This is a genomic window from Jejuia pallidilutea, from assembly GCF_002973595.1.
In the GTDB taxonomy this organism is placed as follows: Bacteria; Bacteroidota; Bacteroidia; order Flavobacteriales; family Flavobacteriaceae; genus Jejuia; species Jejuia pallidilutea.
In genome coordinates this window covers 123,832-136,484 of the sequence record NZ_PVEO01000003.1, presented here as the reverse complement: position 1 = coordinate 136,484, position 12,653 = coordinate 123,832, and the positions used below count along the sequence as shown (strand labels likewise).

Here is a 12,653-nt window from a genome sequence, read left to right as displayed (position 1 = left end):
AGTTTTTTTTGGCAGAATATTATAAGTTTAAAATATATAAGAATAACTAAATAATAAATATCTATTTAATAAATTACTCCTGAAAAGGTTATTGGAGATATCAGTATTTTGAATTTGTATAAAATTATCCTCACCTAACAAGTTGCTGCCAATAAGGCTTATCTTCCATTTTTCATCTACCGGTTTGTATGAGATTTTTACTTCTAAAAATTTATAATTTTTTGATTGTAAACCAAACTTAGGGATAAAGTAGTCCAAGGCTAATGTTCCGAATAAATCATCTGTAGGGGTATAAATAATTTTAAATTTATTAATTAGAGATTCATTTTTAAAAATAGTTTCACTTGTAACTTTATTTGATTGGTAGCTAATTTCATTTTCAAAATTAATCTTTGACTTGAATGCAGTTTTTATGAAAAATTCACTAAAAAACTGCTCACTTTTATTGTTCCTCAATATCGAATTATTGACAATGTTGTTATAGTTAGATAAGGAAAAAAATGAACTAAATTTAATATTAGTATTAATTGGAGAAATAAGTTTTGAAAATATTAGATTGAAATCTAAATTTTCTGTTTTGTCCGATAAATAAAAGTAATTAATTAAATTAGAATTAGAATTTACGGTCGTATTTGAAAAAAAATTGCCTTTTTGTTTTTGGTATTTAGCTCCTAAGACTAACTGTAACTGATTAAATAAGTCGTGTTTATTGTAAGATACACTGTAAAATTGATTTTTTTGAAAGGAAAGGTTGGGCGTGTTTTGAATTTTAGTCCTGTTGTTAATTAGAACGGGGTTATTAAATAAATTTCTAATTGTATTAGTGTTTTGATTGAGTCCTAAATCTAACGTAAACGAAGAAATTGAGTTAACTTTATAGAAAATGTTTATTGATGGTTCAAAAACTAATACTTTTGAACCATCCTCTGATTGAGTAATTTGATTACCTAAGCTTTGATGGATTAAACTTAAAGTATAGTTTGGAGCAATGCGAAAATCACCCATCTTATGTTGATATGACGCAAAGTTGTATATAGCTTTTTTGTTATATTCTAAATTATTCGTAGTATTTTCATTAAGAGTTTGATCTGGGTTTGTTGCATCGTATAAATTTGATTGAAATGGCTCTTTCTGTTTAAAAGCCCCAATATCAAAAACCCATTTATTTTCATTTTTAGACCCTAAAATTTTAGATTTTATTTCAATATTATTTTTACTTAAATCTACTTTCTGTATGTTATCTTCAATAACATTATTTGATGTTTTTGGAATCAAATTAAAATCCTGAATAATTGTATTTTCTGACTGGATAAAATATAATTGGAAAGCCAAATTAAAAGATAACCTCTTTGTAAATTCAAGTTTTTGTTTTAAAAATTCATTTCTTGATGTTAAGAAAGAAAAATAATCATTATTCTGATTAGATGATATATCAATATTTGTTTCTATGCTTTCTTTCCTTAAGCTTAAGTTGTATTTAAGCAGGGTAGATTTTGAAGAAAAATATTTTAATTCAACATCACTTCTGTATTGCTTTGGTGCTTTTGAGGCGTTTTTTTTGTCAAATGTTATAAATTCGTTTTCATTTATTTTATACTCATTTTGAATTAATTGATTGCTTCTTAACTTATCTTTTAAATAGTATAAATTGACTTTTAATTTTAGTTTTTTATTTAAAGAAAACATACTGTTATAACTAGTAAATAGTTGGTTGTTTATGTTTGACTTATTGTTTTCAAGAAAACTAATAATTTGAAATTCGGGGATGATTTTTTCAGTAAAAAGGTCAAGCTCTTTTAATCGCTCTAAATTTAAATCAGAACTGTAGTAATTAAAAGGAGAAGCATTGTCGCCAACGTTGTTATGGGAAAACGTTCCAAAAGACTTGTAGGATTTATTAATTCCTAAAACGTTAATGGAAGAATTGCTTGCTACATTTTGGATACTGTCAAAAACACCCAAACCTAAATCAAAATTACCAGAAAAGTCAGTTTTATTTTTCTTAAGCTTTAGGTTTAAAGCTACTTTATCACCTTTTTCAATTCCTTTAAGTAAAACATTTTCAGAGTAATTTTCTATAGCCTCAACGGAGCTAATAATATCTGCATTAATATTTTTTGTACCTGTTGCATAATTGTAACCAAAAAGGTTGTCACCTTCTAACGTGACAGTTTCAATTAATTTGCCGTTGTATTTAATTAAGCCTGTTTCATTATTTACTTCAATTCCAGGTAGTTTTTTTAATATATCTTGAACTTTTTCTTCTGAACCATCTAAAAAAGAGCGTAAATTGTAAGAAACAGTATCTTTTGCTTTTTTTACAGGCGGTTTTTTGGCGACAATTAATACCTGATCTAGTTTTGTTGTTGTATCTTTTACAAGAACAAATTCAAAATTATAAATATTTATTTCCTTTATAAAGATGACTTTTTTCGTTTTTGTAATAAAACCAGTTGAAACTATTTCGATAATAATAGCTTCAGGGTAGGTGTTTTTTAATTCAAAAGAAAAATTTCCATTACGAACTATATGAAATTCTCTAATAAGATTAGGTTTTGAAACTTCTTTTATTAAAATAGTTGCCCTTAAGGGCTTTGCGTTTTCGTCAGTTATTATACCGCTTATTATTTGGGAGTTTGCCAAAGAAGTTGAAAGCGTAATAAGTACAATAAATAAATTAATTTTTGTTATTGCGTTCTCTTTCAAAATCTTTATCGGCGGTGTAGTCTGTGTCATTATCCTCTATATAGCGTTCGATCCCCATCCTTGATAGAATAATTTGGCCTTCATTCCCAGAAGATGTTCGATACTTACTTAAATCGATTGCCTTTTTCTTATATAAAGCCTTAAAGTCTGCCCAAGATAATGTTTTCTCTTTTTTGAAGGGGTTTTTTATAATAGCTTTTACAACATTTCTACTTCTAATACCTATAGCTTCAAAGAAAATAAAAGAATTTTTTGATTTAATTTCTAAAATCATTCCCGGTAAACCGTCAAACTTCCACGGGCCTCCAACTGGTAATTGGCTGGTAAACCAAGCTGTGTATTTTCTCCCTCTAAAACTTGTTGTAGCTTTTTGGCAGGAATACCCCAATATAACTTTCGTTTCTTTTAGAATTTTCCAATTAAATATGCTCAACGAATCTTCAATAACAAACTGTTTAGAACCAATACTTGCTGTGGAAAACAACTTATTTTTGATGTAGTTTTTGAATACGGTACTAGTATTTTTGCCCTTAGGAGTATAGTAGAAAAGTGCATCATCATCTTTATCATTTTTTATCACATCATCCTGAGAAGATTTATTTTTCTTACTGTAAATTGAGATTTCAAGTTGGGGTAAAATATCTAGAGAATATATAGACGTATAGCCACCAGCTCTGCTGGGAGGGTGTAGTACACGAGTGTAATCAATTTCATATACAATTGTAGAATCTTTTTGAGCAAAACTATAAAACACAAAAAGTAAACAACAAAATAAAGTGCATTTTTTAATCATTGCTTAAATAGTTTATAAAAAGAGTTTTCCTCACAAGGAAAACTCTTTTTGTTGACTTAATTTGCATGCATAAAATTGTGAATTTTTCTCATAACACTATTAATACATGATGTCTGTGCTGTAACACAATCATCTGCTGTTACACTTGCAGTAAAAAAGGCAGACTCTCCAGTTTCAGTATTTGTAACTTCTCCCCAGCAAGAGGCTCTACAGCCAAATAAATCTTCATCGCCATTTAAGGAAATAGTATATTCTTCTATTTCTTCAATTTTGTTTACTTCTGGATTAGCATTGGCAAAAATTGAGCAGCCTAGAAGTAAACCAAAAAATAAAATTACTTTTTTCATTTTAAAAATGTTTACACTAAGGTGGTTATAGAAAATTCAAAAACCTAACTTAGTTGATTAATAATACAAGCCAAAATGTAATAAGCCATTTCTGCTACAACAGTTAAGCCTTAAGTTGTAGCCATACTATTTAAATTAGTGAGAGAAAAAAATCAGCGCTGATGAGTTGCAACAGTTTATCTAAAACGTTCAATTAACTGGCTTTTTATTAAATGAAAGAATTAGATAATCCAAACGTAAAAAAAAAAAAATGAATAATGAAAGTTTTTCGATATTTTTTGTTGTTTTTTCTTAAAAGCTACTTTCGCCCAAAATCTGCAGGAATTTCGCCCCAAGCTTTGGTTTCCCATTTTACAATTATGGTAGTGTAGGTGTTGTTTTTAAGCCATTCCACAGCACGATCTACCAACTCAAAAACAGGTTTATTTTTAGCGTTTTGTGGTAGTTTTGTATTGCAGTTTTTCTTTTTCACCCAACTTATGGCAGTTTTAGAATCTGTATAAATAATTCTATCGCTTTTATTTTTTTTAAGCAAGGCCAAACCATGTACAATAGCCAAAAACTCGCCTATGTTATTAGTGCCTTCCTCAAAAGGACCTTGTATAAAGAGTTGTTTTTTGGTTTTTGTATCAACACCGCGGTATTCCATTTTTCCTGGATTTCCAGATGAAGCGGCATCTACCGAAATAGAGTTATAATTGGGTTGTCCTATTTTTTTAAGTTGTTCGGCAGATAATTCACTTTTAAAACCTTTGTTTTTTCCAACGTAATCAAAATAATTGCCTTTTAAAGCTTGTTTGGCGGCGTCAAAGGTATCAAACGACTTGTACTGTGCGCCTTCAAAGTTTTTTATTTGGGCTTTACAATCGTTCCAAGATTCAAAAACGCCTGTATGGTGCCCTTTCCAAACGGTGTAATATTTCTTTTTCTTTTTTTTGCTCATGGTGGTATTCTAGCGCATAAGCAAATTTTAAGTGTTTTTTACTACCTTATTGTTTTGTGAGATGCTTTTGCGCATGTAAATTTAACTAAAAAGAAAAACTATTGTCATGTGTTTTTAGGCGTTTTTAATGTGATAAAATTAATCCGCGGTTAACGTTTATTATTTGATGCTGGCTACCAGCTGCTTTTTGCAACTGTTTGCGAAATTTTTTCAGTGAGCAGTAATTTCTGAATGCCTTTGCTATACCCATCAATAGATTCTTTAATGCTTATGTTGCGAATGGTGTTAGCTTTCATATTGAGCTTGTTAAGCTGTGAGTTGTCTATTTCTATGGTGTAATTGCCGGGTTTCAACCCAAGGTATGCATAATAACCATCAGACTCGGTCATGGTTTGCGCTATTTTATTTCCATGTTCATCCAGGATATTAATGATGATTCCGCGAGCTGCTTTTAGCTGATTGTTCTTGTTATAATACGCATAACCGTAAACTTCTCCCATTGGACAAACTGGGACAGGTATTGTTTTGTATTGATTGGGGTCAATATACACTTTAAGATGTTTGTCTTTAATTTTCCAGAAAATGTTTTCAAAGCTGCTGTCATCTAGTGTAATGGTGTTACTAATATGAGGAATGAGTCCGGTTATTTTTAAAATGGTATCGGTTGGCTGTTTTCTTAATATACGATTATCAATTCGAGCATTTAAACCTGCCACAAGCGGTTCGTCATTTTCTCGTAATCCGTTATGGTTGATATCCATGAATGGTACAAGTGCAATATTTCCTGTACCAACGCTTAGGTTATTGGTAGCCTTTAAAACCCCCATATCATCAAAAGCAAATCCTCCACTAATGCCTTCTGAAGTTGATACGGCATGTTTGCTAAAAGCCGTTGATAGAAACGTGCTTATTTTTTTGATGTTTTTTCTGTAGCTTAAATTGATCATTCTGGTTTCTGGAGAAAAACCGTCTTGGTAGGTAATTTGTAACTCACTTTGATCTTTAAATTTTTTTTCAAGTATCACATTCATGTTTTGCAGTGTACCTAATTTAATATCAGCAGCGATACCTGCACGTAATGCTATGTTTTTTGGGAGCCTGATAGCTGATGTTAAGTTACCTGCCATGTTTAGGCCTGAATATTCATTCCATCTGGCAAATGTTGTTAAGCGATATGAAAATCTATTTTTATAAAAAGACAATTCTGATTGTAGGCTATTGTCTGTAGTGAAAGCTGATTTGCGTTGTTCAAAGGTGTTGCGCATCATCAACTGCGTATTTTTAATAAATATTGGCGTGTTCAGCATAAGCCTACTGCGTTGATTGTAAGGGGTTAGCACCACTTCCTGTTCGGGATTGTATGTTTCATAATTGAAGTTGATGGAATGCTGCGAATTAATATTACAATTAAGATTAAAAGTAGCTCCAACCTTGTGAACATATTCCATATTGCCAAATAGGTTGGCGTTTGCAATAGCAGATACGCCAGCAAAAGGAATGAGTTTGTTTTTTTCAAAGGCCGATACATATTCTAAACCTCCTTTAAGTGATAGGTGCCTATTAAAGCCATAGTTAAGTTCTCCGTGGGTAAAAAACGCAGCATCATTTACTGTTAACCCGCTGTCCAAAAAATATTCTATTTTTCCCTTAGGAACTAAATTGTTAGGAATTGATATTTCGAGTTCTTTGTCTCTTTCTTCCCCTGTAGGGCCGTAAAACCTTAATTTTATTTCAGATTTGCCATAGGCAAGCGGTATGTTAAAGTTATAATAACCACTTATATCCGTTTCAACATAAGAAATTAAAGTGTTGTTTATATAAAGCTCAACAGTCCAGTAGGGTTCTGTAAAATCAGTAATGGTCGTTTCACCATACACGGAGCGCTGCCGTATAGGAGCATTTGTTATGGATGCTCCTATTAATTGGCTTTGCATGGTGGTTATTTTTGAACCTGATAAGTTACCAACATTTAATTGTTTAACAAACTTATTATTGTCATTCGCTATTCTCCAATTAAAGTTGACCTGGTTAAAATTAAATGTATTATTGGTGTTAAAATTATAATTAAAATTAGTTTCACCACCTAATAATTCAGTGCCAAGGGAAGCTCTGCCGTTTAAGCCTTGAAATTTACCATTAGATTGTGTTGCATTGATGGTGTAATTGACAATGCCTCCTTTTAATATATGATGTTCGCGAACATAAGTAGAATCAGCATTAGGTGTTTCATTTTTTAATTTTTCAAGATTGTTTCTTAATGTTTGGAGGCGTTTTTCTTTAGCTATGGGTAGTTCAAAAGGTGCTTCAAAATCAATATAAAGTCCATTAAAATTAAAGTTTATGTTAAGGCCAAAAGCTTCTGCAAATAGTTCTGATTCCAATGCTAAATCAGAACCTGTTGGCACCAAATAACCCAAAGGGACTTTATATTCGGTATTTTGTATTTTTATAATATCATCTTCAAAATTGATTTCATAGGGTTTGTTGTTGTCAAAAACCCCAGTAATAGTTTTTTCTCCTGCGGCATAATTATAGTTAACTTTTAGTAAGTTGAAGATCCTTGATATTGGTATAAATATTTTTTCCTTGGAGTAATATACATCAAACTCAAAATTACCAAGTGTTTTTACTTTTAGTAAGATTATAATTTCTTCATAATCATCAAGGTTGATTTTTTTTTTATCCTTTCCATTTTTATTTGTAATGCTGTATTTTTCATTTGCAAATACGCTAAAACTTCCTAGATTTAACACAAGAAATGTAAAAGTAAACAGCAATAATTTGTTTGTTTTGAAGCCACCTAACAACCTATATATGTAAAGCGTTACCTTATTCATTTGCAACCGTAAGCCAAATGTTGAATCTAGCATTTAGATCGCCTGCAATGATGGTATTTCCCTCAAGGATATTTAATTTTCCTCCTATATTTATATAGTTTTTTTGAGGTGGCGGATATACTTCAAAAAAGGTGTTTTGTATATCGCTTATTAATTCTAATTCCAATTTTAAATTATCACCAAGCTGTGGGTTCTCTAATTCAATTTGCAAGCGTAACGTTTTTTGATTATCCACAATAATCTCAAATACAGCGGGTTGGAATTCATAACCGATTAAATGTACATTCCCTACATGGCTTAAGGCGCCTTGTGGGGATAAGGTAATTTGGCTTCCAGAAGTAGCTGTAAAAGACCCAAAATTTAAATCTTGTACGGCATAAATGTCTATGTCCTTTTTTGTGTTTTGAAATGCTACTATGGCAGGACGTTTTGAAACATTACGAATGTTTAAAGAGTCGTTATGTTGCTCAGTGTTGTTGCTGGGGGAAGAAATTATTGAAAAATGCGATTTACTTTTATTGGAAAAAGACTTAGAATAGGTGTTTCTTTGTTGTGCCGTTAAGGTGCCATAACACAAACTAAAAGCCAACATGCATAAGCTAAAAAAAGAACTTATATACTTTGAGTTCTTTTTAAAGTCAATTTTTAGTTTTAATAATAAAGCAACAAACATGTTAGCTAACGGTTTATATGTTTTAACTATTAGACAACTTTAAATAGGTTTTGTTATGTTTTAATAGTTATAAAGAAACACTTGATTATATTTATAGTTCCTCCAGATTTATTGTTTTTCTGGCGAAGATTTCAGTGTCTTGTTTAGAAGCGTCTTCTACATAGCTGACACGTATTTTTCCTTTAGTTAAATTGATGCCTTCGGTGCGGTTAATGGTGTGCTTAAAGTGACGTAAGTTATTGGGAGTATAAATACTATTTCCCCCTAAATTTGCGATTCTTATTTTTTCTTGACCTTCTTGCCAATACTCTATCACAATATCGCCATATACACTTTTAGTGCCATGTCTCTCAATGGTAAAATCTAGTTCGGCTTGCTCATCTGTTATTTTTTTACAGTTAATATCTGTAATGGTTGCTTCAACAGATAAATCTCCAACTCTAACTATTGCAGGAATACTAATACCATAAACAGGGATAAGTTGTATGCTGATACCTTTGGCTGCATCAGGATTGTCATTAGGCATACCAGCGGGTGTATTAATTTGTTCGTCACGGAAATATAAATGCGATCTATATTCACCATCAGTCATTTCAGGATCACGCCTAAATTGAACACGCATGGTTTGTGCTACATTTGGGGCTAATGTAAAACGTCGTGGGAATACACGTAGGTGTTTGCTGGCAAATAATTGGTTTTCATCTGGCGTTTTAATTTGTTCAATGCCGCCTTGAGGTGTCATGCGGTACTCTAAAAATGATACCGAATATACGGCTGTATCCTTACCTATATTAACCAAAGTAACCATTTTGGTATATTGGTTGTCTTCCATAACCAACCTGGTTGGTGTTACCATTAAATCACCTTGACTATATATATTTAGCCAACTTGACAAAGACACGATGGTAAGTAATAGGACATGAAATATTGATTTATTTTTCTGTGTTTTCATTTTATGCGATATTTAGAAAAAAATTAAGACTATTGGAACAAATATGATTACTTAAAAATAAGCTACTGTTACACTTACTAAACCAGAGTAGGCACCTAGCGCTTGGTTGCCATTAATGGTTAATGAACCTCCTAAATAGAATACAACTGGAGCTCCTTGTAGTCTGCTACTATCGTCTTCCAAGGTGGTTGTAAAATCAAAAGCCGTCATTTCTTCAGTATTTGAAGAATCACCAACAGTAGTTAATTGAATACTTGTAGGGTAAGTAACCATGAATTGTGTGCCACTTGCCCCTTGCACTGTAAATTTAGCTGCTGTTCTTGGTAAGTGATTATGGGAGATTAGGTTTGTGCTGTAATCATCTATAAACGAAGCGTTTCCAGATGACCTAGGGACAATCATCACTGTTGAAGGGTTTTGTGCATCCGGCGTAAAGGCTCCAAATCTAAGGTCATCATTTTTGTAAACAGTTACTCTTCTCAAAATTTCGGCTTTACCAGCACTTGTCCCTGTTTGTCCATAAATAGCTGCACTTTTAAAAAACATAGCTATTATGGCTAATGCGTATAATTGTTTGATTTCTGTATTTAATAAAAACATTTTTATAAATTGTTTAGGTATTTGGTAATGCAGGTGATTAGTCGTAATTAACAGTGACACTGAAAGTGCCCGAGTAATTACCATTGGTTTGAGCTGCATTTACGTTTAACATAGCACCAACAAAAAAGGAGGCCTAACCAGAACTGCCAGATAATGAACCAATATTGTTTGATAGATTTGATGTAAACTCATTAACAGTCATGGTTACCCCAACCTCTGTTGTGTTTGTTAAAGTCGTTTGGCTTGGTAGTGTTACTGAAAAACGGCTTCCCGCTTTTCCTAATATATTGAAGTCTGCAGCAGATTTGGGCAGGTAGGAATACACTTTAATGCTAGAAACACCATCAACAGTTACTGTGGTTGGACTCGAAGCACTTAATGTAAGGGTAGATGCGGTGTTAGGGTCTGCTGATAAAGCCCCAAATTGAAGGCTGTTTTGACCTATTGTGCAGACTATGGCAGGAATTATAGATGAAGTTACTCGCGCATCATCAGTTTCTGTTCCTTGTGCATGAGCCATTTTGGTTGTGCTCAAGACGGCTAATAAGATTATGCACAGATTTAATTGTTTCATTTTTATATCGTTAAAATAGTATTATAAGATCTAAATTATGAGTGTGCTAATCGTAACTAACAGTGACATCAAATTCCCCTGAATATCTTCCAACAGGTTGGCCTGCTGCTAAATTTAAGGTAGCTGCTACATAAAAAGCGGCTTGCCCATTGACTAGAGTTCCAGAATTACTTGTTAAGCTGCTGGTGAAATTGGTAACTGTCATGAAAAACCCATCGATGTCTAAATTGGCAAGGGTAATTGATTGTGGCAATACCACAGAATATGTGGCGTTATCATTTCCGGTTACATTAAATTGAGCTGCTGTTTTGGGTTTAATGTCATATACATCAATATTAGGCCCGCCACCAGTAGTTGCAATGGTAGGTGATGCTGGGGTTAGCGTTAAAGTTGATGGATTGTCTTCGTCTGGACTCATGGCGCCAAAGTCAAGTACTGTGTCGCCCACCGTACAGGATATACTTGCTACAATACTGGCGGTAGAAGTACCAGTTGCTGTCTGAGCATGTAAAGCTACACAAGCTATAAGTATGATGAATAGTACTGGAATTGTTTTGTACTTTTTCATGGTTATTATTTTAGGGTTTTACCGTGCTTGAATTGGTTAAGTTTGTAGGTGCCTTTTTGGAGTAAAAACCCGTTAACTTTAGTTTCTTGTGCTTAGGTAAATGAGAGATATCAGAAAGTGGCTTTTGGCACACAATTTTTTCCGTATTTAGTTTTACCAGTTTTGAACAAAAGAAACAAGTTAACGAGTTTAGGCGATTACTTGAGCGTTATTTTAACGCAATCAAATTTAGTTGTAATTAACAGTAACTTGAAAGGTGCCACTGTACGACCCTACTGGCTGTGCTCCAGAAATATTTAACGTACCACCAACATAAAAAGTCGATGCGCCATCAATCAACGTACCAATATTACTTGTTAAATTGGTTGTAAAGTTGTCAACAGTCATTTGCGTTGTACCATCCGTTTGGTTGGTTAAGGTTGCAGAATTAGGAAGGGTTACTGTGTAATTTGCAGTTCCAATTCCTGTAACATTAAAATCTGCGGCTGTTCTAGGTAAAAATGTGTACAAGATTAATGAACCTGAACCACCTGTAGTTGCCAATGTAGTTTCAGCTGGCGATAATGCTAATGTTGTTGCAGCTGTAGCATCTGGATTCATAGCTCCAAATGCAAGGTTGTTTTCACCTTGACTACATGAAACGGCAGCAACAATACTTGCTGTTGCTGTAGCAGTTGCTGATTGTTGCGCTTTTGCAGAAAACCCTAAACATAGAGCTAATGCTAATAATGGTAATTTGAAATTTTTCATTTGTTTGAACGTTTTTTATTTATTAATATGATGCAAATATCTTGATTAGCATATTTCTTTTTTCAAGTTTATAGGGGGCAATTTGCCCCAAACATTGGGTGATTTTTTATCTTTTTGAAAAGTTTTAGCGTCTTCTTGATATATGTCAAGTTTTAAAATACTGTTTCAAATGCTGAGTGGTATGTTACAGATACACCCTGAATGATTTTCGTTTAAAAACACTTTAATCTATAGTTTGAAAAAGCTTGTAAATAGAATCATTATTAAAAATGTAAGAGGCTAACTAGCCGTAAAATTTTAAATTCAATGATGCGTGCTTTTCTTGAAAAATTAAAAGTAATTAACGGTAACTTCAAATGTTCCTGTGTAGCTGCCTACTGCTTGTGCAGCACCAATATTTAATGTACCACCTATATAAATTTTATAGGTGCCGTCGTTTTTGATAAAGTCTAGGGTGTTAAAGGAATAAGTAGCATTGCTTGTGAAATTGTCTACAGTCATGGTTTCACTGTTTCCACTATCAGTATTTGTTAAGGTAGCAGTACTAGGATGTGTTATTATAAACCCTCCAAAAGGACTTCCTGTCAAGTCAAATTCTGCTGCGGTTTGTGGCTTAAAATTATATACAATAAGGTTTGAACCACCTCCTTTTGTTACTGTTGGTGTTTCAGCAGCTGATATAGTAAGCGTTGCTGCTGCCAAGGGGTCTGGTTGTAAGGCACCAAAAGCCAGATCGTTGGTGCCCTTGTTGAGCATTAATGGCACTACAGCTTCGGCGTATGCGTAAGCAGTTTCTTGATTTTGCGCCAGTACAGTATTACTCATGAACAGCATTGTTGCTATTGCCATTACTATTTTTAAAATTTTCATTTTTTCTTATGTTTAATGTTGGTAATATTATGGTGTCTGC

At 32.9% G+C, this 12,653-nt stretch carries 11 protein-coding genes and 1 pseudogene; all 12 read right to left on the bottom strand.

Features of this window, described 5'->3' with window-relative positions:
- Positions 1 to 27: 27 nt before the first annotated feature.
- The 12 genes and pseudogenes from CLV33_RS06645 to CLV33_RS06590 all read right to left on the bottom strand — a co-directional run bounded on the left by CLV33_RS06645 (position 28) and on the right by CLV33_RS06590 (position 12,613).
- Entirely contained in the window at positions 28 to 2,706 is a 2,679-nt protein-coding gene (locus tag CLV33_RS06645; protein ID WP_105473241.1) for a hypothetical protein, read from the bottom strand.
- The gene (locus CLV33_RS06640) at positions 2,678 to 3,499 is read right to left on the bottom strand and encodes a GLPGLI family protein (RefSeq protein WP_105473240.1); all 822 of its coding nucleotides are present in this window, start codon (positions 3,497 to 3,499) and stop codon (positions 2,678 to 2,680) included. The genes CLV33_RS06645 and CLV33_RS06640 overlap by 29 nt, the downstream gene beginning before the upstream one ends.
- Positions 3,500 to 3,555: 56 nt before the next feature.
- On the bottom strand, positions 3,556 to 3,846 hold the full coding sequence (locus CLV33_RS06635; protein ID WP_105473239.1) for a hypothetical protein: 291 nt from the start codon (positions 3,844 to 3,846) through the stop codon (positions 3,556 to 3,558).
- Between the two features lie 298 nt (positions 3,847 to 4,144).
- The gene (locus CLV33_RS06630) at positions 4,145 to 4,789 is read right to left on the bottom strand and encodes a ribonuclease H1 domain-containing protein (RefSeq protein WP_105473238.1); all 645 of its coding nucleotides are present in this window, start codon (positions 4,787 to 4,789) and stop codon (positions 4,145 to 4,147) included.
- 173 nt (positions 4,790 to 4,962) lie between these two features.
- Positions 4,963 to 7,659, bottom strand: coding sequence for a hypothetical protein (locus CLV33_RS06625; RefSeq protein WP_146109718.1), 2,697 nt, complete (start codon positions 7,657 to 7,659; stop codon positions 4,963 to 4,965).
- The gene (locus tag CLV33_RS06620) at positions 7,619 to 8,299 is read right to left on the bottom strand and encodes a DUF4402 domain-containing protein (protein ID WP_105473236.1); all 681 of its coding nucleotides are present in this window, start codon (positions 8,297 to 8,299) and stop codon (positions 7,619 to 7,621) included. Before CLV33_RS06620 ends, CLV33_RS06625 begins: the two co-directional genes overlap by 41 nt.
- 91 nt (positions 8,300 to 8,390) lie before the next feature.
- On the bottom strand, positions 8,391 to 9,251 hold the full coding sequence (locus CLV33_RS06615; protein WP_146109717.1) for a fimbrial biogenesis chaperone: 861 nt from the start codon (positions 9,249 to 9,251) through the stop codon (positions 8,391 to 8,393).
- Between the two features lie 51 nt (positions 9,252 to 9,302).
- Entirely contained in the window at positions 9,303 to 9,851 is a 549-nt protein-coding gene (locus CLV33_RS17515) for a DUF4402 domain-containing protein (RefSeq protein ID WP_170063985.1), read from the bottom strand.
- A 37-nt stretch (positions 9,852 to 9,888) separates the two neighbouring features.
- Positions 9,889 to 10,371, bottom strand: a pseudogene (locus CLV33_RS06605) (DUF4402 domain-containing protein).
- 100 nt (positions 10,372 to 10,471) lie between these two features.
- Complete coding sequence (locus CLV33_RS06600) at positions 10,472 to 10,993, bottom strand: DUF4402 domain-containing protein (protein ID WP_105473232.1); 522 nt, start codon at positions 10,991 to 10,993, stop codon at positions 10,472 to 10,474.
- Between the two features lie 228 nt (positions 10,994 to 11,221).
- Positions 11,222 to 11,743, bottom strand: a complete 522-nt coding sequence (locus CLV33_RS06595; RefSeq protein WP_105473231.1) for a DUF4402 domain-containing protein — start codon at positions 11,741 to 11,743, stop codon at positions 11,222 to 11,224.
- Positions 11,744 to 12,073: 330 nt separating this feature from the next.
- Positions 12,074 to 12,613 (bottom strand): DUF4402 domain-containing protein, encoded by a 540-nt coding sequence (locus tag CLV33_RS06590; RefSeq protein ID WP_105473230.1) that lies wholly within the window; start codon positions 12,611 to 12,613, stop codon positions 12,074 to 12,076.
- Positions 12,614 to 12,653 lie beyond the last annotated feature (40 nt).

Excerpts from the sequence above, each read along its gene's own strand:
- CLV33_RS06640 (WP_105473240.1), bottom strand. The coding sequence starts at position 3,499 with ATGATTAAAAAATGCACTTTATTTTGTTGTTTACTTTTTGTGTTTTAT.
- CLV33_RS06635 (WP_105473239.1), bottom strand. The coding sequence starts at position 3,846 with ATGAAAAAAGTAATTTTATTTTTTGGTTTACTTCTAGGCTGCTCAATT.
- CLV33_RS06630 (WP_105473238.1), bottom strand. The coding sequence starts at position 4,789 with ATGAGCAAAAAAAAGAAAAAGAAATATTACACCGTTTGGAAAGGGCAC.
- CLV33_RS06625 (WP_146109718.1), bottom strand. The coding sequence starts at position 7,659 with ATGCTAGATTCAACATTTGGCTTACGGTTGCAAATGAATAAGGTAACG.
- CLV33_RS06620 (WP_105473236.1), bottom strand. The coding sequence starts at position 8,299 with ATGTTTGTTGCTTTATTATTAAAACTAAAAATTGACTTTAAAAAGAAC.
- CLV33_RS06615 (WP_146109717.1), bottom strand. The coding sequence starts at position 9,251 with ATGAAAACACAGAAAAATAAATCAATATTTCATGTCCTATTACTTACC.
- CLV33_RS17515 (WP_170063985.1), bottom strand. The coding sequence starts at position 9,851 with ATGTTTTTATTAAATACAGAAATCAAACAATTATACGCATTAGCCATA.
- CLV33_RS06600 (WP_105473232.1), bottom strand. The coding sequence starts at position 10,993 with ATGAAAAAGTACAAAACAATTCCAGTACTATTCATCATACTTATAGCT.
- CLV33_RS06595 (WP_105473231.1), bottom strand. The coding sequence starts at position 11,743 with ATGAAAAATTTCAAATTACCATTATTAGCATTAGCTCTATGTTTAGGG.
- CLV33_RS06590 (WP_105473230.1), bottom strand. The coding sequence starts at position 12,613 with ATGAAAATTTTAAAAATAGTAATGGCAATAGCAACAATGCTGTTCATG.